Origin of the sequence: Brunnivagina elsteri CCALA 953, from assembly GCF_002289455.1 — a bacterium.
Classification (GTDB): domain Bacteria; phylum Cyanobacteriota; class Cyanobacteriia; order Cyanobacteriales; family Nostocaceae; genus Brunnivagina; species Brunnivagina elsteri.
Genome location: NZ_NTFS01000017.1, coordinates 1 through 24782, shown reverse-complemented (window position 1 = coordinate 24782; position 24782 = coordinate 1). Strand labels below are relative to the sequence as shown.

Sequence of the window (24782 nt, the reverse complement as noted above, 5' to 3'; positions counted from 1 at the left end):
AGCTCCATCTCAACTTACAGCGTAGTTTCTTGCTCTGAAGCCCAAAATGCTCCCCTCCGCCTTTAGAAATCGTAGGCGATCGCAATTCCATTCAATTAATATGTTAGCTTTGACCCTCGAAAAATAAATCAAACAGGAAATAATTATTATTCTGTTCTACACGACGTATTTTTTTGTCAATAGTAATAATGCCACTAATGAAAGCGTCACTTAGAACTTAAAGTTTTATACGTAATATCACGGTCTAATCTTAAAACTTAGATAAACAACTTGTTTTATTTATTCCGTGAGAGGAAAATACGGATATCTACTTTTTAATACACGAATATATATTATGCCAGGTGACTTCAGTGGAAATTCTTATAACTCGTCTCAACACGCTGCTAATCCTTTAAATATTGATTCTCACCTATCGATTTCCACTGATTTATTAAACCCATTTAGTACAAAAAATAGCTTATATGGTAGCAGTAGTTCTATATTAGAAAGTAAAAATATAGCTACAGGTTCGACATTTATAGATAACTCAGGCAGTAACTTTATCGGCGACCCGAATAAACCTTGGGATGATGCCTTTATTTACGCGAATCGCGGAGTTGTATTTAATGGCAACCCAACATTATCACCTTTACCAGGAGCGCTTGTTATTGGTCCTGATGGGACTGTAGATAAACTGACTGGAATGCAGTATTCACGGTCATTCCAATCGTTGACAATTGAAAGACCTGCTTATGATGAACTGCTTGCACCAGCTTTAGTTAAAGCGCCATCAATCACAGAATTAGTATTTAATTCATCGCAACAACCATTAAATACATACAAAGATGTAACAGATGCAATAAAGAGCAATGACAACGAGTTATCAGTAGTTCGTGTTGTCAATGGTGGTCTGAATTTACCTACAGGGTCGCGGTTGCATAATTTGGTGATTACTGTAGAAAACGGTGACATAAATTTTAATGGCGATGCACAGGAACTCAATTATGTCACCCTGGTTGCAAAAAATGGCAACGTCAACCTGGGTGGTGTTAAAGCAACGGAAGTGTCCGTATTTGCTTCCGGCTTAATTAATATGAATAATGCCGCCCGTTTTAGTGGTAAAAACCTGTTAGCCACCAAAGACGGAAGTGTAATATTTAACGGGTCAACTGTGACAACAAACCCGTCAGATTCCGTGTTGGTAGTAGCGAATGGCAATATAATCTTTAATGCAGCAGCAGATACACGCGCTAATTTCCTTGCATCGGGTAGCTTTACGGCAAATAGTGCCTCAAAAATTATCGGCTCGATTCAGACGCAAGGTGACATTATCTTTAATGCACCAATCAAGGTAATTGCTGATAATGTAATTAATCCAAACCAGCCTGCGATCGCTATCATCGATACTGGCATGGCAGCGAATAATCCTGACTTCGATCACAGGCGCTTGATCCCGCTAAAAGATTATGTCGATAATGATAATAATCCTTTTCTAAATATTGGTGAGGGTAGCGAACACGGTACGCATATTGCGGGAATTATTGCAGCAACCAAGAATAATGGTATTGGCATTGATGGTATTAACGACAAAGCTCCAATTTTTGTGTCGCGTGCTATTGGTTCTGGAAATTGGGCGCAAGCGCTGATTGACTCTGTAAATGCAACAAAGCTTTCGGGACAACCAAATACGGTGGTAAACCTTGCTTTGGATTTAACACAAGTAAACCCCGATGGCACGGTAACAACACGCTACGAACTAACACCAGTAGAGCGGCAAGCCTTGGAATATGCCCGTCAGAAAGGTGTACTAATTGTGGCTGCTGCGGGTAATGATGGCAGTGTCATGTCGGCATTAGGGCAAGCTTCCCAGGAGTTTGACAATATTATTACCGTGGGTTCAGTCGATTACAATAACAAACGAGCTAACTATTCCAGCTTTGGTTATGGTTTGGATATTGTTGCTTATGGTGGTACTACTGATAAACCTGTAATTTCAACCGTGGGTAGCGGAACCAATTTGAAATTTTTGATTGAAGGATTAGATGGATTAGCTAACAATACAGAAGGTTCATTTAAATCAGTTGTGGATGTAACTTCCAGCAACTTAACAGACATAAATACAGTAGTTGTCCCAAGCTTTGAGATTTCAGATGATTTAAGTGATATTAAACAACAGGCTTATGAATCAGCGTTAAAGGAAGTATCAGAAATATCAGCAGACGGACTTAATTTTTCAAGTGATAAGCTTACCGATGAAGAGAGAGCAATGCTTGCATCCCAGGTTAATCTAGAAAAGCTTCTAGGGGAATTCAAGTCATTCTTAGATACTTTACCACTGGATTTCTTTGATGTGCTGAACAATCCAGAATTTGCGGGTTTGCTTGCACTATTAGAAAAATTAGATACAACATCAAATGAAGAGTTAGATAGTGGTGTTGGAGAAATGGCTGGAACTTCTGTTGCGACTGCCAAAGTCACTGGAGCCGTTTCTCAAATTTGGGCAGCAAATCCAGTACTTAACTATGTCCAAGTCAAAGAAATCCTGAAAAAGACAGCAGTTGATTTAGAAGCACCTGGCTGGGATGAGGAAACAGGCGCAGGCTTACTCAATTCAGCAGCAGCTATTGAATTAGCAGAAATTACTCAACCAGAAAGCTACGAACCAGAGGCTTTTTCAACTCCAATAACTTGGAGTGGTGAGGGTGTAGTACAACCTACTGAGCGGGCAGCATCTAACGAGTTTATAGGCAAATACTATGACTGGGTTCCGTACACAATTCAATCTGGTGATACCCTCAGTGAAATTGCCTCTGGAGCAATGGGTAATGGCTCTGCACCTTACTATAACTTCATTGCTCGCAAGAATGATATTGCCAATCCAAATCAGATTTACGCAGGCAAAACAATTCTTGTCCCTAAACAAGTCTCTGTTCTACAGCTACAACCTCAAACTTCTACATTATTAACTGTGCAGGGAGGAATTCGCCTACGATGGTTACAGAATCTTTGGTTGGGTGCCCCTACAAGCGGAGAAATCGGACGCGGTAACGGAGTTATTACTCAGTACTTCGCTAATGGCTACGTCATTTGGAACGGTCAAAGAGCTACTGCTTATCGAATAGGCAACCCTACATCTAAAACCTTACTAACGGCAAAGCCGAATCGTATCCCAAAAAGTTTTTTATCGTCAAATCAACAAATTCTTTCCAGTGCTGCGGCAGCAAAACAATTTCTGTCGCGGACGGTTGCATCGGCTCAAAACAATATTCATACAAATATATGGCTTCAACAAGACCGACTTCTCAATTCCAGGTACATCAATAAGGTTAAGTCTACAAATCCTTACGGATATGAAAATCCTTACAGACCTACAGATCGAATAGATGTCGCTGCTGATGCGTTTACAGGCAACTACTTGTTTGGTCCTACAGTCTGCGGTGTTGCTCCAAATAGAGATGCCGCCACTAACAATTTGCCAATTCCATACTCAAGCTGGAACCCACTTTGGAATCAGCAACAGACTGCCTGTGCAGTTCATGACTATCAGATAAATAAAACAGGTAAAGATCCAATCAAAGATTGGACAGACCCTGGTATCATCAAAGCCCATGCGAATTTATCAGCTAACTCCCCATCTAGTAACCCTCTTATGAAGCTTATTTTCGGTGTAGCAGCTACAGGGGGTGCAATTGGTTATGGAGGACAGAAGCTCGGCGAAAAATCTAAAGAATCTTATGAGGAATTTAATCGTAGGGGCGCAGATATGATGGAAGGTGTTATCAAGTGGGCATATCCTAATTATCCTTCTTAGCTGTTTGCTGCCAAGTGGTCACTTTTTCCTAATTATTTAGGCTGTGTGGTTAGAAACTTTTGTAGTGCGATCGCATCTCCTTACTTAACAAGTGTGAAGCTTCCCCAACATCCCACCTCAAACCAAATCTGCCAAAATATCTGTCATCGCCTTTTGCAACTTCTGCCGATTATCATCATATTTCATCACCGTATCGGGTTTTGCATGGCGGCTAAACCTCTGCGTTGCCCGGTAATTCCCATTATTTTTATCCAACACCGTGGTAATCGAACTATGCCTAATCCGGTGCGGTGACATTTGTTTAGTAATCCCCACTTCCTTACACAATCCCGAAACCAAACGTCGAATTGCTTCCCCACTCAGACGCTTACCATTGCCGTTATAGGAAATCGCAATAAACAAAGCCTGCCTAGTTCTACTCGACCTTTTACTGACAATCAACCAGTCTGCGATCGCCTCTACAGTTTTCCGGCTCAAATCAACCACAGTTTTTTGCGTTCCCTTCCCCTTACCTAATATAGATAAGGTACTTGCTTGAGCATTAAAATCCCCCACATTCAGGTTACATACCTCACTCCGTCGCAATGCATTGTCCCACAGCAGCCGCAGTATGGCATAATCCCGCTTACCCTTGAGTGTTTCTCGATTCACCAACCCCAGAACTTGAGTAAAATCTGCGGGTGTAATTCCCGTAGTATCCCGGTACGATTCCACTTTCTCACCCTTAATATCCTCTAGGGTATAGTTACAAACTCCCAACTTTCTCCCCATTGCCGTTAAAGATTTAATTGCACTCAATCGCCTGTTGACTGTTGCTTCTGCCAGTTTCTTCTTGTTTACCAAATGAGCCTTATACTTCAACACCACCGCCACCGCGTGACGTTGTTCTAAGTGTAAAAACTCTAACACCAAATCCTGAGTAGGCAACCGTCCCGATATAAACAAAAAAAAGTTGTTCAAATCCTTTTGGTATGCCCTTTTGGTATTAGGCGATCGCGTGTCTGCCAGAAGTTGTTCAATTACATCGGGGTCACGGTCTATACAGAAATCATCCCCAATTGTAAGGGTGTAGGCATTTTCGAGAACTGTAACGCTCAAAGGTAGGTGGTCAGACATGGCATAAACAATGGTGTGATAATCAGCGTTTCCGCACTATTCTATTTACCCACACAACGAGAGCTGATAAATCACAGTTGAGTGTAAGTTATTTCACTGGATGGTATTTCCCATCTTTTTCGCGATATCGCCACTTGCGTTTAATCGGATCGCGATCGCAACACCAACTTTCAAATTGTTCTTGGCTCAAGGTTGCCCGTTGTTCTTGTACTGTAGGTACGTTGGTTCCAAGCCGTATTGCAAAAGCTTCTTCATCGAGTGCTTCGATTTGAGGTGGTGGTGCATGGTAATTGGGGGCATAACTCGAACGCGAACGCGATTTTGATGCGTTAATACTATTTTGTATCTGTATCAATGCCCCCTCAAACCGTGTAAGTTTATTTGTTAAAGCTTCAAGTTTGGCTTCAACGCTCGTTAACCTGGTTTCCTGCTGGGGATTTGTATTACCGTGGCTAGTGCTATCTTGATTGATACTTTCTTGGAAACGGAAAAATTCTTCTTCGAGTTGGTATAGACGAATTTCTATACTGTTTTCTACACCAGGGACATCGCCTAAAACATGGTGCAATCCTTGAATAACTAAATCTGTGGCGGTGGTTTCTAGTTCGGCTGCTTTGGCTCGAAGTGCATCTGCTAAGGGTTTGGGCAGTTTGAAGTTGATAGATTCCCGCTCAATTCGTGCCATGTCTACACCCAGTTATATACCTTCGTGTAGATAATTTACTATGGCGAGATAAATTAAAACGAATGAATAAGAAAATCGTCAAAAAGCTTAACTTGTAAAGCTCGCCACGGAATTCATTTCGTGGCAGACTTTACGTAAAAATGAGAATAGCGAAGCAAGCGCGACGTAAGTCTTTCAGGAATATCATCGCTAACGTGGACGGGTATGATGACTTCAATACCATCGATTCCAAACGAACCTACACCCATAGTCTGCCGCAGGTTCCCGTGTCGTTAAGCCGAAAGATTGTTAGTTTTACTTCGCTTGTGTTGCCGTAGACCGAGCGGATTTTTTGCGTTATCCCTAAGAGTGTTGGGACTTACCTATGAGGTGCTTTCTGGGTTGGATGATTTGATAAAAACCTTGGAATGTGGCAGTGGTAGCCCTAAAAATTCTGACTGCTTTGCGATATCGGAGATTTGCTCTCGTCTGGATAATTTAGAATACCAAGTGTCGGGTTCGGAGAATAGCAACGAGGTTCCATCGACTAAACGTCTTTGATTATTCTACGATAAAGGGTATATCTAAATTTATTTAACTAAAATTGACATTTTTATTAATCCTCAAACTGAATCGGTTTCCCGTTGAAATGTCCGTAAATAGTTTCTGCCCTAAACCAAGCAGGTAATGTCTTTTCAATATCTTCTAAATTATTGCCGCAAACGTCTTTTAACCCAGTTTTGACAACAATTCTTGGTAAAGGCTTTTTGTTGTCCAGGGTGAATTTTTGTAAGTAAAAAGCACCTTTTCTCATCTCTGCTGTACCATCCCCGAAAGCCGCATTGGTGAGGTTGTGGGTTACACCGATAAAATATTCCTTAGCTTTTCTGGTATCGCTAAAAGTGGAAGACACGAATCGCTCTACGCTCTCTTTATCTAACTTTGCTAGTTGGGTAAATTCATCAAGTAAAAACTGTTCTGGGTCTTCTACCTTTGAGTTAATTCTGTCTTCTCTACGCTCGATAACATCCTGAATGGCTTCAAGGATAGCCGAATCATTATCTGCTTTTAATTGAGCTTCGAGAAGGTTCCAAACCTCGCTATTCTCACCGTTTAAGTGTCTGTCTGCAATACGAAAAACAGGGATGTCTAAACAATACTTTCTTATTAACCCAATTGCAACAGAAGTATTGGTTTTACCAGTGCCCATGTCCCCTACTAACCATATAGGTTTAATGGCATCTACTACCGTCCATAACCACCCGTCCTCATGCTGCTTTAAAGCCTCCACTAATTGATTGACTAATTCTCGATTCTTTGATTCTTCAGTAGCAATATGCTCATCCTTATTTTTTATTCCTAGCACTTTTTGAGATTCCTTATCTGCCTTGTGTTTATCCCTCAAATTCTCTGCAATCTTTTTATCCATTTCCGAGTCAGCGGTGGCAAATTGTTTTAGTGCCGAGTCATGGGTTTTATCTTGTAGCTCTGTTTGCCTTTTTAACTTATCCTGCATTGCCTCAACCGAAATAAACCCAGATTTTACCCGTTGATTATCCCAGTTAGAATTAATAGTTTGGGCTTTAAAATCGCGCTCGTTCCGGGCACTTACCCCAACTAATTTGATTTGAGTTTTATATCCCTCCAATTCATAGTGGGCTGACTCGGAGTTGATTTCTGACTTTTTAGCCCAGCACAGATAAGCTATTCCCGAAGCGATGGGGGAAACTAAAAACCAAATAGCTGTTGATGAGCTTGCGGGAATATCTCGAATAATTAATGATGCTTCGGGCAGTGGGATTGATGCCTCAAATTGTTTCTGTTCCCAGACTTCCTTGAGTAGCTTACGCTCGTACCGACAATATTTTTTATCTAGTTTCTGCTGGGAACGTTGACTAAATTCACTCCCGTAATTAGGGCTACGATTTGCAGTTTTCGGACAGAACCTTACCCCGACGATATCATATGGTCTTTTACTTTGTCCCAGGAACATTGAACTGCCCAATGCTACTGTTAACCATAGAACCGTTAATCCAGCATATGGATTTTTCATTTTCTTCGTGAATCGACAATTACATAAATTCCTGCCAGTCCAATTAGCCCACCAACAATTAAAATAGTGTTCTGTTTATCGTTAGGTAGCTTGTTAAAATCCTCGACTGTGTTTTGAAGATTTTTGTAAGTTTCGCCGGAAGTGTGAATGACGCTGATAAAATTACCTAACGCACTCCAAATCAAAAAAGCAGTTACTACAGTCGAGAATCCAAACTTGATAAACCTCCCCATAATGTCTTGATTTCCTTCGCTGTTACGATTAATTAATTCCTCGATTACTTCCCGGTTTGTTATTTGGTTAATAATTAGAATTACTGAAAATGCTAACCCTATTCCTCCGGTTCCACTTGTCAGGATTAAAAACCGAGCTAAACTGTACGAAGTAATCCCCCAAAAGCTCATTTCTAATCCCTTCAAAACACTGCGGTTCTTGCTTAGTTTCCGGGTTAAATTATCCTTGTAAGCCCTAATAGCTTCCTGCTCATCGGGGGTAAATAATGTATCTTCTTCCGTGGGGTAATTTGGTTGCTGTTCCCTATTCTCTCCTAAGTCAAAATATGTCATAATAGAGTTATTTCACATCATTTTATTGCCTGAAAAATTCACGTTATGAAGGCAATTTTACTAATTAAAAATATCTCGAATATTGTTCCACAGTTTTACAAGAGGATTGGTTGAAAATTCTTTTCTGGGAATCAAGCTTAAATCACTGTCCGAGCCGTTTTCGAGTAGATGCTTTATTTTTTTATTTTCGTAGTCCTCATCCGCTTTCATCTGCGCTAGGAAGGGTTTATTAGTGATTGATTCAAGGCTAGCTTTCGCGTTAACCGTCGCCATTTGAGTATCTACCCATGCCTGCAACTCGATTACGTCCATTGCGTCATCATGGCGTTGGTTCTCAGATTCCAGCTTGGCGAATAAACTAGTTTTATATTCCTCAATCAAATTGTTATAGCGGGTGTTCTCCAGGGCTAATTCTCCCCCTGCTTTATCAATTGCGATCGCTCCCTTGCCACCTGACTTGTAAACCTCTGCTAGTGCGGTATTATACGAGGTTATCCCTTCAATATAATTCTTGAGATTATCGCGGATAAGTGGCATTGCGGTAACTAATCTTTCACCCGTTTTACCCATATCACCTATCTCTTTTAATGCGCGTTCATCGCCGTCTACAGCACGCATTATTAAAGAATTATTAATGCCGAATTTTTTAGTAGTAGCCTTTTTAATGTCCTTGCCAAAAGTAGATACGTGGTCACGAACCTTAGCTTTGTTTCTCATTTTAATCATCCTTACATTGATTTACACAGAGATATCCTTGCTCAATTAATATTTGCTGTCGCTGCCGGGGTGATAGCGGTCGCACTGACCACAAGAATTGAATTATTAACGGTAGTATTGCAATCCCAATACTTAAAAAATAAAAGGTATATGGTTTAAGTTTTGAATGCGGCTGCAATGACTTTTGATAGTTCTTTTCGCTTGGCTTCCCCCTGTCGAAAAAAGTTGTTCATTTCCGCGAACTCCCCAACCAGGGTTTTATTTAATTGTTTTCTACGAGATTCAATATGCTCCCTGGCATCCTTTATTTTTTGCTCTAATCCCGATGTGCGATTGTCATTATAGGTAACGATTACCCCTACTATTTCCTCAATAAAAGATTCGTAGTCGAGAAAATCATCCTTAATTTCAGATGCTAAATCCACCACTTCTACTTCTGACAATTCAATTCCCAAGCACGATGCTTGAGCCGTAATTAATTCGTGTTTTTTCCCCTCACCCACCACAATTTCTGATGAATTATTTTTATCGATTTCCGAATCAGGGGCAGGAATGCGGAGATTATTTTTATCGATTTCCGCATAATCTTTTATTTTTTCGTCACGGTGATTGCTGTCGCTGGGGGTATCGTTTAGGTCGGAAATTAATAAATTGTTGTCGGGTTCCCTGGTGAAATTAATAAATTTATCCAGCAACTTGGTTGTAATTAAATCCGTCAGTTCATCCGATAAATTTTCTGGGTCAAATCCAAAAACTTTTATTTGCTCAATTAATTCTGAGCGTGCAATTTTTGCTCCTTTACTCGATATCCGAGATTGAATCCGCTTAATATAATCTGTCATTTTTTTACCTCATTTAACTTACTTTGAGTGTAGATTGGGTGACTTTATTTATTTCTTTTCTCAGCTTGTATGTGTGCGCTGCCAAAATAATCGGGTACAATTCTTTTGACTCATAAATGCGGGTTTTTCGGAACCCGTTTAGCGGACGGAACCACTTTGTAAGGGTGTTGGGGTGAATTGTGATTTTGTGTTGGTCGAACAATTCCAGCAACTCTTTGCCGCTAATTTCTGATTCCTGAGAGGCAATTAATTGATTAGCTACCTTTACCGAATTTACGACTGGGACTAACCTTAAATCGCACTTTGGAAGTTGTTTTTTGACTTCAGCTAACCAGGTAATATTCTGCTTTATTAATGGAAAGTCATCCCCAAAGATAGGCTTTAAGCGATACCAACTTGCGTCACTTATCCGCCTTCCAAGTACCTCCTCAAACAAGTTTCTCGCTTCTTTTTGGTCTAGTTTTCTCATCTCATTACCCCGTTACTTTGGGTATTTAAAACTACTCTATGAAGTTTGCAGCACTCCGTATTGCTACTGGTTTCGCTTTTCACCGCTGCTGTCGGTCAGTTTTCAGTGAGTGATATCAGCAGCCTGTGAAAAACACATTTCTTTACGAACCGCATCGATGATTCACGTTTGCGGCATGTCGCAGTCGATGAAACAATTTTTTACAATCGGGACTTTCTTTTTTGTAAATCGCTATATCCTTCTCGCAGTCAGGGTGCAGAAATTTTCACAGGTGTGATTTGGTCTTTTTCTGCCGTGTTTTTAGGGATTCTGGATCAATTGCCTCCTTGGGTTCCTATGCCTTAGTGCATATGGGGTCGGGAGTTGTGAGTCAGTCTGTGTAACGAAGTTAGCCGCCTAAGACTGACAACAAACTTTTATACTTGATTTAGTTTAGCACTAACATAGTGCTAGTGCAATACTAGAATAGTGCTAGTGTAGTAAAAATAAAAAATAACGGGGACGTTTAGCATCTACGCGACACTGATACTATGGAAGAGATGTTTTACAAAGAGTTGATAGACAAAATGGCTGAACTGCCCTCTGGTGGAATTCCATTATCGGAACATGACCTTGACTGGTTTAAAGTGATGACCAACATGGCAGAAAGGTCTGTTCGGGCTAATCTGGGAAGTGTTGTTACGACCTTTGTCTGTAAATGGAAAGATAGCTATAAGGAGAAAATTGAGTATGAGGCTAATAAATATGGTTTAACTTTTGATGAAGTATTCGCTATATATCGTGACTCATCTACTGCAAAAGAAGCTTTAGAAAAAAGACAACAGCTAATTAATGAAAAAGAGCCAAAAAAATAAGAACCTCTCATCTTGAAAGATTCTTATAAGAATACGAAAATAGGGTTTGAGTTTTAGCCAACTTTTAAGGTAATATCTTCCTGCTCTTCCGGTAATATTGCAGCTTTTCTCAACTCGCGTATTACTTCTGGAACAATAAGTAGTGTTTGTTTCTTAATAGAGATTTTTTTGATACCGTCTTCTTCTCGGCAATTGTCTATAACATTAGATATAATCGCGCTTGCATCATCATAGCTAAGGCGTTTACTATTTTTTATTTTATCTATTGCTCTTTTGAAAAACTGATTGTGGATGTCATCATCAAAATTTAAACTTGTCACCATTTTAAATTCAATTACTCCGCTTTTTTCTGCAATGAGTATCACAGCAAGCGAACCATCGATAAGTTCTATAACTCTTTCTATACCTTTATCAGGAAATTCTCGAAAAAGTTTTTCAAGAACTTGGAGCGACCAGTCTTCCCGGAGAAGATTTAAAACTCGTAGGAAAATTAGCTGATTCCAGTTATAAGTAATTGGGTTCTTTTTCGGTTGCACAATCTCCGAAACACTCAGGTTGTATAACTGCTTTCGACTAAAGCCAGTTAGGGCTACTACCTGCTTCTCGGTAAACGTGGCAATTTTCTCCAGCATAAAGTGTGTTTGTCTTAGCTCTCGCGTCATTTTCGTACTCCCTTTAATATAATTCACTGTCGCAGCTTGCGACATACACTCAAACCGCGCATCTTGGTATATATTTAAGAAAGGGTAGTAGAAAAGACTTTGCAACTATTGTAAATCGTTCAAATACCCGGAGCCATCTGGAATCTGCACTCATAGACTCTTGTAGCCGGAAACTTAAGAAGTCTTTTGAGTATTCCAACCAGTAGCTCCTTACCAACCCACACCTGATTTTTCTTCCACCGCATACTTTTACGATGCAGGATAGGGGTGTATCTATATATATCTTATCCTATATCAAATTGGTCGTAAACAGTGTAAAGAAGAAATTGGGATGTGGACTATCTATTGAGATTTGGAAAAATGGACTCAAATAGCTTATCCCCCAAAACAATCCGCTTTGCTGTAAACCCCTCGGTCAAGGACAAGGATGACAACTACGAACTCCTAGCAACGGGCTTTAAGGACAGTACCGGGACAATACAGGATGTAGCCGACCACGTAAAAGCCGGACATGCCATTTGTGCTGGACTCTTGGGGAATCGTCGCCGTTGCAAAAAAAATATCATTGGTAGCAATTGGATACTGGTAGATATTGATAACTCAGATGTCGAGCGCGATGAGTCGGGCAACCCAATTAAGGACTTAGAGGGCAAGTATAAAAAAATTTACAAACACCAGTTATTGATTTCAGAAGCGCTGGAGCATGACTTTATCAAAAAGCACTGCGCGTTAATCTATACCACCGCATCCCATACACCAGAATGGCAGAAGCTCAGGTTAATTTTTGTGTTACCTGAATACGTAGAAGGTGCGGATACACTAGAAGCGTTAATTAGATTTTCACTTGAAAAATTACCGCACGACCCAGCCTGTAAAGATGCGAGTCGGATTTTCTATGGCAACACGAAAGCAGAATTTCCATTAGTCAATCCTCTTGCAGTTTTACCCACCGATTGGATAGCACAGGCTTCTGAAGCAGCAGAAATTAAAAAGCAGGAAACCGAGCAAAGGTTAAAGGAATGGGAAGAAAATAAAGAGCGCTACGGAGAATATTCATTAGAGCAGGGGTGGAACATTGATGATTTAGCGATAGAGGCATTATCTTATATTCCGCCGCGCTGTCCTGGGTCGGGTAATTATAAGGAATGCACCGATGTTGCGATGGCAGTAACCTCTCATTTTGGGGCAGTGTCAGCAGAAATTATTCTCGAAAAATGGAGTCCTAGTATTCCGGGAAATTGGGATATTGGGAAAAAAATTCGCAGCTATAAAGGTAATGGGATTGGAATTGGGACATTATTCCACATTGCCAAAAAATACGGATTTAGCTTTCCATCTAGAACAGTAAATAATTTCACGAAAGGTGAACCAAAAAAACTAAAAGATATAGTTTCTAAAAAACTCAAACCAACTGTAATTACAATCGAACCTGTAACAGATACCCCAGTTGCAAAACCCCTAACTAGCAAACCTCCAAAAGGGATTCCGGGTGACTCGAGAGAAACAATTTATCCATACTCGGACACACAATGGGTTGTTGGCTACGAGTTTGGAGAAGGAGAAATAGAGTTTAAACAATATAATCGGCTGCCGGACAATTCAATTGAAATGTCAAAGGGGAATAAGCCTTGGGGTGGATACAACTTTTCTGAAGCACTATCAGCTGCTAAACGAGGAAAACAGGAAGAAGACCTGACTATATTACTGTTAGCTCACAATGAAAAACAAGTCGAAATAGCACGAGGAAAAGGAATACCTGCTTTTACTTTTGCAGGCAGAATTTGGGCGAGAGATGAAGTGCGTACAGAACTTTCTTTATTTAAAAAGGACTTAGGTTCAGTCGCCATAGGTTGGATTTCAAGTACTGAAGAAAATACAGCCCAGTCGGATAAAAAGCTTGCATTAGTTGTCAAAATTTGCAAAGAAATTGGTATTAAATTTATGGTATTTGATGCAAAAGATGATTTTGATTTAAGCACTGTTGAAGAAGTACTAGTGAAAGTAGATTTAAAAGATGGGTTAGAGTCCGAGGCATTAAAATCTATAGAGTCGGAATTACAAGATTCTACGGATAACCAATCAAATAAATCAAATTCAAATAAAAACCGTGCATCAACAGAAGATAACTTGAACGAACGCAACCACAATAACCCGGATAGTCGCCTTATCCCCCTCTGTCTGGCGCTAAACTTAAACCCGAAAAATTGTGTTACTTACACAACTTTTGAAAGTTGGATGTACAATCATAAATTTGCCAGAGGCGCGGATTGGATAACAATAAATTCTGCTTATTACAGATGGTGCGACCAAGACAAAATATGGAAGCATCAAGATGATAATACAGTCCTGAGAATAATTGCTGAATCAGGGGAAGAAGCTTATAAACTTAAAAATACAGAGGATTTTAGCTGGGTTGCCACTAAGCCCTACGAATCGAACACGCATAAAGAAGCTGCGTTTAAATACAATCGAAATAGATTAGAGATTCCCCAAGGGATTTTTTCAGAAAACCTTCACCTGCTAGCGTTTAATAATTGCGTTGTAGACCTGCGGACAGGTGAACAATTACCCCACAGTAAAGATTATTATCTGACTAATAAATGCCCTTACGATTACGAACCTAATAAACCGTGCCCAGAAGTATTTCGCAACTTTGTAATCGATTCGTTTGGCGAGGAATTTCTCTCTGCTATCCGAGCATTTACAAACGCATTTCTAGACCCAACTGCACCCTATGGGCGATTCCCCCACTTAATCGGTAAAAGCGGCGGGGGTAAGGGAACAATATTGAGGTTTTGGGCGAAATTACTTGGGCTAAAAGGCAGCGGAAGCGCATCTAGTTTTAGCGACATCTCGACACCAGAAGGCAGACACCAATTTTTAACTGGACGGCGTATTTTTATGTTCCCCGACATGGGTGGGTACACTGCTGGTGTGAGGACATTTTATGAGCTAGTTGATAACGGCGAAATGTCAGGACGACCACTTTTTAGCTCAGTTACCTACTCTATTCCGTGGAATATTCGTTTTGCCGTAGCGAGTGTCGATTATTTGCAACTCGAAAATTCGGGTGATGGATGGGCACGACGCGCTTACCCAATTCCTGTTCGCAACCGCGACGTTAAACCTGACCCACTTTTGGGTCAAAAATTAGAAGCGGTAAAAGCAGACGTAATAAGTTGGGCATTAGCGATGAACCGCGAGGAACGCGATCGCATATTGTTGTCTCCACCGGAATCCGAACGGGCAATAATTGCATCTCTTAACGCCAGCCTACATGCCGACTCAACCCGAAGTTTTGTTGACCTGTGCTTGCGCCCCTCGTCCGAACCTAGCATTGTTTCCAATGCTTTACTGCACGAATTATACAAAGCTTATTGCAAAATTCACGGTTATTCACCTTTGGGGATGTCGAAGTTTATTTCGCACCTGAAAACAGTTCTTCCCCGCAACTTTTACGAAAGAAGCTGGGGACCGATGAAGGATGGGGAACGGGAACGAATCCAAGCACATTGGGAATACATCCACATCCCGCCAGATATATTCAAAACAATTGGTTTAAATTCCGACAACTCCGACCAAAACCGGCAATATAACCCAGAATGGGTCTGCGTCAAGTCCCAATGTCAGGACGGAGGGTTGATGGAGTTTGAGGATTTTTGGAACCGACCACAACAGGAACCGGATTTTACTCCGACTGAAACGCCAGAACCTAGTATTGGTAAGGGTGTCCAGGGTGTCCAGGGTGAAAAAACCACTGTTTTAGTCCGTGGACAGGCTGAAACCCGCTCTGGGAGCGACTGTCCAATTTGTCCAACTGTCCAGGGTGAAAGTTTAGCTATAAAAAAAGCAACAGGAACCGAAAATTTCAAAAACACAAACGAAAATACTCAACCAGAATTTTATAATCTCCAAACTCCCCCTGGACAAATTGGACAGGGTGGACAGTCTCTCCCAGAGCCAGTTTCAGAGTTTACCCCAGTGGATGGACAAATTGGACAAATTGGACAAACTGTACTGGCTCAGGTTTCTATACCACAAGATGTGACATACAACCTAACTTCTTTGCAAGATGCAATCTTGGCTATGAATTGGGAAATGATTGCTTCTGTCATGCAACTTTGGACGGAGGCTATGAAAAAAGCCGTGTGGGATGGGTTGAGCAGTGATGAGAGGAAAGCACTCAAAACATTGACTCCCCAACGTCAGCCCGAACCAACTGTTAATAATAATGATGCGGAAGTTTTCTCCGAACTAACCCCAGAAGCTTTAGTAGGTAGGGAATGTTTGGTCAAGTCGGGCGAGTATGCGGGACGGCGGGTAATTATCCAAAGTTATATCGCGTCCGATAATGAGTTTCAGGCTTTTTACAGGACGGGGGATAATGAATATTATTTCGGGGTTAAATACTCTGATGCAGTCCTGCCTGATGTGTGTTTTGATGATTATTCAATTTGTCAAAACGGTACTTTTGATGAAATCGCAATCGGCTCTAGAGTTGAAATAATTGACCCTAAATCCCCGGAATATGGTTTCAACGGAGAGGTGACACATATATATGATGGCGATGCACAAAGCTGCTTTGTGGAATTTGCGGCAACTGCAAGTCAAAACATTTACGGCTCAATGTTCGCGTTTTCCCAGTTTCGGAAGGTGGAGTCAAAATAAGTGTTAGTTCTCCTGGTCGGGGGCAGGGCTGTTTCGTTCCCTTTTAACAGGATTTGTCAAGATGGTTAGCGATAGAATTCTAAGTTAGGGTGGCGAGATAATGGACTTTTAATCACTTAAATATCCGTGATTTTGTTCGTTTTCTCGACATGTTGGTAACAAAATAACCAGTTTAAAATCGCTATAACCCTTGATTTTTAGAGCCTTTTAGGGGATGAATCAGCCCTGCGGTCGCGGGGGGTAGAAATTGCTACCCTTCCCACACTCCAATTTCCCCCGGTGTCGCAATTTGCTATCGGGTAATGTGCTCGTAGCGGGTATGTTTTGGGTTCGGTATGTGTTTTTTGGGTAATTTACTGTTTCAAAAATCTGGATTTTTGATGGAGTAAAGCACCAATCGCGGTAATTTGATTAAGGAATTCGGTGAGAGGGCATCTATGGCATTGAGAATAAAAGTAGCGAGTGCAGAATTTGAATCCGCTACTTCGGACGGGTGGGTTGACGGATTGTTACAGGGGAAAAAAGAAATATGGGTGTATGTGGAACTGGGTACAGAGCAAGAATATATCCCCACCGACAACGATGACCCAAGAACCGAGTATCGACTTTTTAGGGGGTGTGATGTGTTTTATGCAAAAAGCCAGGAACGGCTGGAAGTACAAATTTACGAAGCCGAACAGCTTAACGTAACGGTAATTTTGTACAGTTAGGCAGCGGGATTGTTTTCTGCTGCAACTTTCGAGCGAATCGGACCGCGACGGCTTTTGAGTTTTTGCAACTGGATTTTATCTTCGTTTTCGTAGAGGTAATCGGCTAGTTCTTCGATGGGAACCTCAACGACTTCTCCGGATTTGAGGTAAACGGTGGGCATATTTTCTCCCCTTGCTTGCTCGTGTGTCAACACATTTGACAATACAATATTGACTGTATTTCGCTACTTTTTCAAGTCCCCCGTCTGTAAGGGGGTAAATGAGCAATCGCTACCGGAGATGCTCCGTTTAACCGAGTGGTACTTTTGTGATAAGTATAAAAGTTGAAAACCTATGAATCTTAATCTTAAAAACAGGACGTTTTTTCGTTATGGCAATATCAGGAAAGCTAGAAGTTACCCTTAAGATTAGCGAACTACCAGTTGCTCAAACTCTGGAGAATGGGTGGCAGGAGTTTGAAATTGATTGCGATCGCTTGGTTGTGTCTGTCACCGTCAAACCTAAAGTGTGGAAAAAACTGACTGATGCACAAGCTAATTACCCTCTCTGGATAGCAGCAATTAGTGGGAAGATGGGAGATTTAACAGATAAAGGTTTTGCGTTGCTTGAACCCAATATTCAAACTTTTGAGAAGAAACCGAAGGAACCTAAAGCTGAAGCAACCCCCGCTACTGCTTAAATAGAAGATTGTATAATTTTTTAGCGTAGCAAACAGGCTACCACATAAGCTTGCCAGCATCAGATTGCTCCCGGTGGCAGCTTCGTAATCCTACATAGAAATCGTACTACTCTTGGGGATCGATGCGATTTTGGGAGGGAGCATTGGTCTGAAAGTCCTACCTGATAAGGATTTTAGTAATTTGTGTAATTACGAGTGCGTACTTTTAGCCTGTTTTGGCACGTTCCTGCCTATTAAAAACGGGGGTAGATGAGCAATCGTACAGAAAGTTACGCTAAGGCTGAAAACCTTACTATGCGAGCATTCTATCAATCAATATTTTTTGAAATTCTCAAAGTATCAATTAACCTATACTCTGTTTGGTACAGCAAACGAGTACGGTACAGCAAGGGTTTCAGGCTCTTAAATTTCAGAACCTTCAATTGGTACAGTTTTTCTTCCTGGTGATTAATTCCTTAACGTAACTTTCTGCACCACTGCTTATTTCACCCCGGAACTTGCGGCTAAAGAAAACGCAGCACAAGAAATAGCATCAATGGGGGATTTACTTAGGACAACTTTTTCAATTTCATCCGTTGCTTTACCTCCAAAGTGGAAATAAAACCACCCCTCGGTTCGCTTCGTACCCGATGCGTATCCCATAAAGGCATTCTCTTCCCCCCGTGTCCCTCGCAAAAATGCACCATTGGTTTCGCAATCTTCCGATGTCGCACCCGTGGGAAGCTCGCGCATGGTAAAAACAGCATTTTGCTCCTTGTCGGCATAGAGCCATCCCTTGGAATGAAGACCATCGATAAAATTCTCCGGTAGTCCCCTAGCTTTGGTCAAATAATTCTTTACATTAAGCCACTTAGACTCATCCCCAGAAGGATGTAGAAACTGCGGTGCGGGTTCGTCCGCAACAATTTTAGTCGCTTGCTCTTCCACCTTTGCCCTGGAAGCACGCAACATTCCCTCCTCGGAGAAGCGATCGCATAACCAAGCCAAGGACGAACGAAAATTACACCCCGTGACGTGCATCACCAAATCAATCGCCCCACCCCCACCTTTTTCCGCCGTAAAATCGTACCATTTAGAAGCATTAATACTGATAACCTGCCCCAAACCCTTCCAACGGTTATCTCCCTTGTCAGCCTTATCTAACCCCAAATGCCAAGCCACATCCTCCAGGGGCAAATCCCTTAATTTATCAGCTTGCTGTTGAGAGTAAAAATTCTCTTCTTCTAGTTCCTGGACACGATTTTCTAACTGTTGCCGTAATTTTTCAGATGCGATCGCACTCCTTGAAGCGCGTTTTTCTAACCCAATCATCCTGCTTCTATCTGCTAGCTGGTGATTGATGGTTTGAATTGCGGGGTCAGATTTAATGCGTTCAAATAATTGCTGTGCCGTCTCCCCCTGTTTTGGAGCCAATCTGTCCAATTCCAGCGTCAAAGGCTCCTTATTTACTGCCTCATAATATTCCTTCACCTTGGTGTGCGTGGCTTGTGAACCCTTTACCCCACGTTCAATTCCCAAAGGTGCGAGTTCCTTGGCATAAGAATCTTGAAACTTAGATAATTTAATACTGGCTTGCCGTCCATCACCTCCAAACATCGCTTTGTGGCTCAATTGTTTGGTTTTATCGTTGAGGGGAACGATATAAGCGTGAATGTGGGGAGTAGATTCATCCAAATGTAATTCAGCACGAACGCATTTATCGCCAAAATTATCTTGCAGCCATTTTTTAGAAGCATTCGCAAAATTCCACATCAAAGAATCATCCCATTCCCCCGCCATCGACGGGTCATGGGGACGAAAATATTCAGGGGATGCCGAAAGAAATATTTCGCTGCACAGCACCGCATCTTTACGCGGCTTATGTTTAGTATTGTCAGAAATTTTGTCTAAAACAATTTTTTCTAATTCGGGGTCATCGTTATCGCCAATCAGCCGAATATTTTCTTTATATGGGTCAGCATTTGGTGTATCTTGAAGACGAGCAGTATGTTTTTCGCTGCCGCCCACACTGCCCAAACTTTTTAATTTCCCAACGCGCATAATCGCTTTTGCGGTCATTGAAAAAACCCCACCAATAATTTAGGAACATGCCCCGCAGGGCGAACTTACTTCTGTGTCTGAGAGAGCCAGCATGGCGAACGAAGATGGGCGCAGCCCACCCGCAGGGCACAGAAGTGAAGTGAGTTCACTTCGATTATAACGAAGCTGCTCGAAATGGCTTTTTTTGTAGTAGCAGATGTGTTGGAAACGCCGGATTTTAAAAATACGTGAAACCCAGTAACAAGCGCAATCTACGCCCTTGTTTTGACGAAATTATCGTTGCATCGAATTAATACGAAATAAATGCGAGTAAAAGGGATTTACTAGGGAAATATTAGCCACTAACCTGATAATTACCCCTAAATCCCTACCTAATCCCTACTAAAATCTGGTAGGTAAAATTGCTTAGTTTTCTGGTAAGTAACTGTTTGCTACTGGGAGCATCATATAAATATTGAGGAAAGCTGGTGGGAGCATTATATAAATGTCGAAAAGCTACCAAATATTCTAACAAACAACGAATATTGGCAAAATAAAGCCTAATAAAGATTTTTGACTTGGCTGAAAAACACTTTTTGGTGTGAGGATTATTTGAGGAAAATTTGAGTGTTTGGTGAGGGGTTTCAGAAGAGATTATAAATATAACTAATCTATGACTAGTTGTGTTTGTTCCTCTTGCAAACCTCACAATATCCTCAACCACTCCGGGAGGTCATTAATAATCTAGAAATCTAATGGTGTATATACTACACCATGAACGAAATTAATACGCGATATTTATTTTAACGAATGTGTTCGTAGTGAAGGAATTAAAAGGAATCAAAAGGAATTAAAAGGAATTTGGCTTCCTCATAGACTAGAAAAACAATAAATTTTTCTTATAATTTACCTTGTAATTCCTTGGAATTCCTTGGAATTACTTGAAATAAATGACGGATAATTTCACTTTATTTACTTATTAATTAACAGTTAATTAATTATTTTTGATTTTTCTTGTAGTAAGCTTCCACAACCGCGATATCAAGATTGAGGTGAAATTTTCCGGGGGAATAATTAAGAACAGAAGATTTCACGAATTATTTGCTTGCAATTGGAGACACTTGGAGCCTAATTATCAGAAAACCTGATTAATTTTTCCTGATTTTCTGCCCTTGTTTGGCTCCACTTGCCTCAATTTAACTCCACTCAGAAATTAAAATGCTGAGATTAATTGATAGTCTTCGAGTTTTGACAGCCAAAACGAGAAGCCTCAGATTTAGTTGAGGCTTCTTCGTGGGAGTCGTGATATTTCTCAAAATAATTACAAACAATCTAGCTTGATATTTACAAGCTCAAAGCACCCTTATCTGCTTCATCGTTCGAGAAGAGTGTTTGGCGTATCTGTCCAGTTTTCTAACCAATCGCCGTCAACATCCTCAATATGCTCAATAATGCCACTCACACCAATAGTTCTTCTGGTGTTTCTCAGGCTTCTAGCTCTTTGGAGAGCTTTTGCCGCTCTCACAACTTTTTGTTCTCTAAGAACCTCTGATTTGGCGGACATAAGGATTTTGCCCATTAATACTAACTACACAATAGTTTACTTTTTCATTAAAGATAATGCAGACACTCCATTAGGAGTCCAATCATATACTACATTGTCAGTTCGCCATACCTCTTGAAAGCTACTAAAGTCATATGGCACCAGGGTTGCCAAATACTCTCTTATTTGTTGAGTTCTATACTCTGTTGCTTCCTCGACATGACTATACGGGATTGATCCAGCAAAGGTGAAAACCAAGATGGTTCGCCGCCATACAATAGAACCAAGTTGTTCTGTTAAAAAACGTAGTGTGCGTTTTTCATCTGGGCGAAACCTTGTTTCATCCAATCGTGATACATAGAGAGTAGCGTGTAAATTATGCAAATCGACTTTAGATTTGACAAGTGAAAGATATGCTCTGTCAGAAGCCTCGTCATCCTCAGCTAATCCTGGGGTATCAATTAAACAAATATCTCCCAAAGGAGTGTTCCGGGCATAGTGTTCGACAAATTTTGTACAAGCCTCAAAATCCGACGTTTTAGCAATGTATGCCCCGAATGTCGAGTTAATGAAGCTCGACTTACCGACTCCAGTACGACCAACAATCAAAAACTTTCGCATAATTTGAGCTTAACTTTTACCTTGAGAACAATCCACCGAAAAATCCAATGGCTGCTCCGATTGCTCCTCCAACTGCGGTTCCTACGGGACCAGCAAGGCTACCAACTGCGGCTCCTACTGTTGCTCCCATAGCAGTTGTTTCGATAAGTGTTCGTGTCTTTCTATCGATTGCTGTTCTATCTTCCTCGGTAAACTCAATTTCATCTTTCCATTGAGTTTGAGAATAGCCCGGATTAGGTACTGGATCAGAATTGGGAGAAGAAGGATTCCTCGAACTAGTTACTGGATAATAAACAGGAGAAGGAACATAGATAATCTCCGTTGAGGGTTCAGGACGTTTGATCCGATGAACGGTTGACATCAAGAAAGGTAAAGAACTTTGTGTAGACATGCTGACATAGACTTGGGTATAAAGCTTGTTTAGCCACTTTTTCTTGTCCGGAGTAGTTGGCTGAGTATTGTCCACCGCAACTGATGGGATATTCTCAGCAATGGCAGTTCCAGCATATTTAGTAATTTCTTGTCGTATAAGTCGAGTTCTTTCCTTTAAAGCGGTTCGGTACTTTTCAGGTGCGACATTTCCGGCAAATGTAAAGACGATAATAGCCTTTTCCCAAATTTCTTCACCAAAAGCCTCTGATATCAGCTTAATTCCCTCTTTTTCATCACGAGTAACTCTTGTTTCATCTAGCCGGGATACGAACCAAGTACAGTCAACTTGATCAATTTCACTACGCATTTTTTCGAGGTAATCGTAATCGTTACCTTTCTCCTCGAAATCATCGCAGAGACCAGGAGTATCAATAACCGTGAAGTTTACCCCATTAATTTCATTATCATAAAACTCAATCTCCATCGTTGTTGGTTCATAATCACCAACTGGTGCAACTTCTTTACCCATTAGGCTATTGATAGTGCTGGATTTACCAACACCCGTTCGCCCAACTAAGAGGAAGGTGAACTCATCGCCTACCTGATCTTGTAACCTATTTGTTAGCCTTTCAAGAAAGTCTCGTGTTTTTTTTTCATCAGACTTACTATATGTCATAGTTTCTACCCTTTGTACAACAATGCTGTTTCTAATAGTAAATGTTAACTTAAGGACAAAAAAAATATTATTATTTAGTTATTTATACTGAAAACTACGGTGTTATCCGCTTAGATTTTAGTTTTTTTACCGAGCAGTATTGAAAACATTCTTCCAAATTATTGGACTGAAAGTCTTGTATGATAATGCTTTTAGCAATTTATCTGATTTATTAACGTACAAAAAACCTTTTTTGGTGCGATGACCCATAATACTGTTGATTCTAACAAGCATGGCACTTAGAAAATTAGGGGTTCTATTGCAGTTATTGTCGGATAGTTGCTTGACATCCGTAACCAAAATCACTACTGTTGCAGCTAAATAGTCCAACCAGAAAACCAAACAACCAACTTTATGGGATACCATTTATATGCAAAACCAGAAAACCATAATTACGGTTACAGGATATAAAGGAGGTGTAGGAAAAAGCACGACAGCTGTGCATTTAGGTACATTTTTTGGCTCACGCTTCCGTACTCTCCTTGTGGATGCCGACCCCAACCGCACGGCTGTATCTTGGTCAAAACGCGGCTCGCTACCTTTTCAAGTTGCCGACGAACGGCAGGCTTTTAAATTAATCAACGAGGCTGAATTAGTCATTATAGATACTCCAGCACGTCCGGATTCTGACGATTTGAAAGAATTAGCAAAGGGCTGTGACCTACTGATTCTCCCCACCAAGCCGGATATTGTTAGCCTTGAACCAATGCTGGAAATGGTCAAAGACCTCGGCGATGCAAACTACCGAACCTTATTAACAGTAGTACCTCCCTACCCAAGTAAAGAAGGCGAAACCCTGCAAAAAGAACTCTCCGAAGGTGGTATTCCGGTATTTAAAACAATGGTTCGCAGGACTGTTGGTTTTGAACGCGCCGCGATGGCAGGTGTGTCGGTTAGAGATGTTGACAATCGATTTAAATCAGCGTGGGATGACTACGTTTCCCTTGGTAACGAGATTTTGGAGCTATTAAACAAATGACAACAAGAAAACAAAATCAAAAACCTGAAGAAAGACCAATTTCAAAATTGATTGCAGCAGCCAAAAAACCGCAAAACCAAACTTCTGGTTTACCAGAAAACCAGGAAGTTGGCGAGACTGCATCTACACCACCCCAATTGGAAACTCAAACCGATCCAGGTAATAACGAACCTACAGAGGCAACTTCTAGCTTTGCAGAAACCCAGAAAACCAGCAAACCAGAAACCCAACCTAAGTCAAAAACGAGGAATTCAAGCACCAAGCAAACTGCATCAAATGCTGCAAACCAAAAAAACAAAAAATCAGGAACCCAAACTACTGGTAAAGTGCAAAGTAAATCATCACCATCCAGCACTACTCGTAATACCAAAAAACCAGATACCCAAATAGATGGTTTACCAGAAAATCAGATTACTGAACCAGCAGTGTCTGACATCGAGGGTAACGAAGCTACGCCTACAACCAGAAAGCCAGAAAACCAGATTGTCGAGTCTACATCTGTAATCGAAGCCCAAGATGTAGATGCCAGAACCGTAAAACCAGATAACCAAATAAACGGTTTACCAGAAAATAAAATTACTGAACCAGCAGTGTCTGACATCGAGGGTAACGAAGCTACACCTGCAACCAGAAAGCCAGAAAACCAGATTATAGAGCCTACACCTGTAATCGAAGCCCAAGATGCAGATGCCAAAACCGTAAAACCAGATAACCAAATAAACGGTTTACCAGAAAGTCAAATT

General features: G+C 41.0%; 21 protein-coding genes. 8 read left to right on the top strand and 13 right to left on the bottom strand.

The window, feature by feature from the left end; genetic code table 11:
* Positions 1 to 334: 334 nt before the first annotated feature.
* A complete protein-coding gene (locus CK510_RS02885) occupies positions 335 to 3790 on the top strand; it encodes a S8 family serine peptidase (protein WP_095720261.1) in 3456 nt (1151 codons plus the stop codon).
* 117 nt (positions 3791 to 3907) lie between these two features.
* Here the strand turns inward: CK510_RS02885 and CK510_RS02880 are convergent, their stop codons facing one another.
* The gene (locus CK510_RS02880) at positions 3908 to 4906 is read right to left on the bottom strand and encodes a tyrosine-type recombinase/integrase (RefSeq protein WP_095720260.1); all 999 of its coding nucleotides are present in this window, start codon (positions 4904 to 4906) and stop codon (positions 3908 to 3910) included.
* 88 nt (positions 4907 to 4994) lie between these two features.
* Positions 4995 to 5591, bottom strand: a complete 597-nt coding sequence (locus tag CK510_RS02875; protein ID WP_095720259.1) for a hypothetical protein — start codon at positions 5589 to 5591, stop codon at positions 4995 to 4997.
* 351 nt (positions 5592 to 5942) lie between these two features.
* Here CK510_RS02875 and CK510_RS32520 point away from each other — a divergent pair, with 351 nt between their 5' ends.
* Positions 5943 to 6131: a hypothetical protein gene (locus tag CK510_RS32520; RefSeq protein WP_245911820.1), complete on the top strand. Its 189-nt coding sequence runs from the start codon at positions 5943 to 5945 to the stop codon at positions 6129 to 6131.
* A 55-nt stretch (positions 6132 to 6186) separates the two neighbouring features.
* On the opposite strand, the gene CK510_RS02865 is transcribed toward CK510_RS32520, so the two are convergent.
* The 5 genes from CK510_RS02865 to CK510_RS02845 form a co-directional block, all read right to left on the bottom strand.
* Positions 6187 to 7623, bottom strand: a complete 1437-nt coding sequence (locus CK510_RS02865) for an ATP-binding protein (RefSeq protein WP_095720258.1) — start codon at positions 7621 to 7623, stop codon at positions 6187 to 6189.
* Entirely contained in the window at positions 7620 to 8189 is a 570-nt protein-coding gene (locus CK510_RS02860) for a hypothetical protein (RefSeq protein ID WP_095720257.1), read from the bottom strand. Before CK510_RS02860 ends, CK510_RS02865 begins: the two co-directional genes overlap by 4 nt.
* Before the next feature lie 60 nt (positions 8190 to 8249).
* Positions 8250 to 8906: a hypothetical protein gene (locus CK510_RS02855; RefSeq protein ID WP_095720266.1), complete on the bottom strand. Its 657-nt coding sequence runs from the start codon at positions 8904 to 8906 to the stop codon at positions 8250 to 8252.
* 155 nt (positions 8907 to 9061) lie between these two features.
* Positions 9062 to 9748, bottom strand: a complete 687-nt coding sequence (locus CK510_RS02850) for a hypothetical protein (RefSeq protein ID WP_095720256.1) — start codon at positions 9746 to 9748, stop codon at positions 9062 to 9064.
* 13 nt (positions 9749 to 9761) lie between these two features.
* Positions 9762 to 10217, bottom strand: coding sequence for a hypothetical protein (locus tag CK510_RS02845; protein WP_095720255.1), 456 nt, complete (start codon positions 10215 to 10217; stop codon positions 9762 to 9764).
* Between the two features lie 530 nt (positions 10218 to 10747).
* On the opposite strand from CK510_RS02845, the gene CK510_RS02840 reads away from it, so the two are divergent.
* The gene (locus CK510_RS02840; protein ID WP_095720254.1) at positions 10748 to 11071 is read left to right on the top strand and encodes a hypothetical protein; all 324 of its coding nucleotides are present in this window, start codon (positions 10748 to 10750) and stop codon (positions 11069 to 11071) included.
* Between the two features lie 53 nt (positions 11072 to 11124).
* Here the strand turns inward: CK510_RS02840 and CK510_RS02835 are convergent, their stop codons facing one another.
* Positions 11125 to 11733 carry a hypothetical protein gene (locus tag CK510_RS02835; protein ID WP_211293069.1) on the bottom strand — a complete coding sequence of 203 codons (609 nt, stop codon included), beginning with the start codon at positions 11731 to 11733 and terminating at the stop codon, positions 11125 to 11127.
* A 360-nt stretch (positions 11734 to 12093) separates the two neighbouring features.
* Between CK510_RS02835 and CK510_RS02830 the strand changes: the two genes are divergently transcribed.
* Both CK510_RS02830 and CK510_RS02825 read left to right on the top strand, forming a co-directional pair.
* A complete protein-coding gene (locus tag CK510_RS02830; protein ID WP_095720252.1) occupies positions 12094 to 16401 on the top strand; it encodes a PriCT-2 domain-containing protein in 4308 nt (1435 codons plus the stop codon).
* Between the two features lie 437 nt (positions 16402 to 16838).
* The gene (locus tag CK510_RS02825; RefSeq protein ID WP_095720251.1) at positions 16839 to 17111 is read left to right on the top strand and encodes a hypothetical protein; all 273 of its coding nucleotides are present in this window, start codon (positions 16839 to 16841) and stop codon (positions 17109 to 17111) included.
* Here CK510_RS02825 and CK510_RS30805 read toward each other — a convergent pair.
* Positions 17108 to 17305 carry a hypothetical protein gene (locus tag CK510_RS30805; RefSeq protein WP_143289201.1) on the bottom strand — a complete coding sequence of 66 codons (198 nt, stop codon included), beginning with the start codon at positions 17303 to 17305 and terminating at the stop codon, positions 17108 to 17110. The genes CK510_RS02825 and CK510_RS30805 overlap by 4 nt on opposite strands.
* A 176-nt stretch (positions 17306 to 17481) precedes the next feature.
* On the opposite strand from CK510_RS30805, the gene CK510_RS02820 reads away from it, so the two are divergent.
* Positions 17482 to 17790, top strand: a complete 309-nt coding sequence (locus CK510_RS02820; protein ID WP_095720250.1) for a fertility inhibition FinO-like protein — start codon at positions 17482 to 17484, stop codon at positions 17788 to 17790.
* Positions 17791 to 18270: 480 nt separating this feature from the next.
* On the opposite strand, the gene mobV is transcribed toward CK510_RS02820, so the two are convergent.
* From mobV to CK510_RS02800, 4 genes are all read right to left on the bottom strand, one after another.
* Positions 18271 to 19848 (bottom strand): MobV family relaxase, encoded by a 1578-nt coding sequence (gene mobV / locus CK510_RS02815; RefSeq protein ID WP_095720249.1) that lies wholly within the window; start codon positions 19846 to 19848, stop codon positions 18271 to 18273.
* Between the two features lie 1333 nt (positions 19849 to 21181).
* Positions 21182 to 21373 carry a hypothetical protein gene (locus tag CK510_RS02810; protein ID WP_143289200.1) on the bottom strand — a complete coding sequence of 64 codons (192 nt, stop codon included), beginning with the start codon at positions 21371 to 21373 and terminating at the stop codon, positions 21182 to 21184.
* Positions 21374 to 21409: 36 nt separating this feature from the next.
* On the bottom strand, positions 21410 to 21973 hold the full coding sequence (locus CK510_RS02805; protein ID WP_095720247.1) for a GTPase: 564 nt from the start codon (positions 21971 to 21973) through the stop codon (positions 21410 to 21412).
* Positions 21974 to 21989: 16 nt separating this feature from the next.
* Complete coding sequence (locus CK510_RS02800; protein WP_095720246.1) at positions 21990 to 23021, bottom strand: GTPase; 1032 nt, start codon at positions 23019 to 23021, stop codon at positions 21990 to 21992.
* 409 nt (positions 23022 to 23430) lie between these two features.
* Here CK510_RS02800 and CK510_RS02790 point away from each other — a divergent pair, with 409 nt between their 5' ends.
* The gene (locus CK510_RS02790) at positions 23431 to 24039 is read left to right on the top strand and encodes a nucleotide-binding protein (RefSeq protein WP_095720244.1); all 609 of its coding nucleotides are present in this window, start codon (positions 23431 to 23433) and stop codon (positions 24037 to 24039) included.
* Positions 24036 to 24782 (top strand): hypothetical protein (locus CK510_RS02785; RefSeq protein ID WP_143289198.1); only part of this gene is annotated, 747 nt, incomplete at its 3' end. The genes CK510_RS02790 and CK510_RS02785, both read left to right, overlap by 4 nt.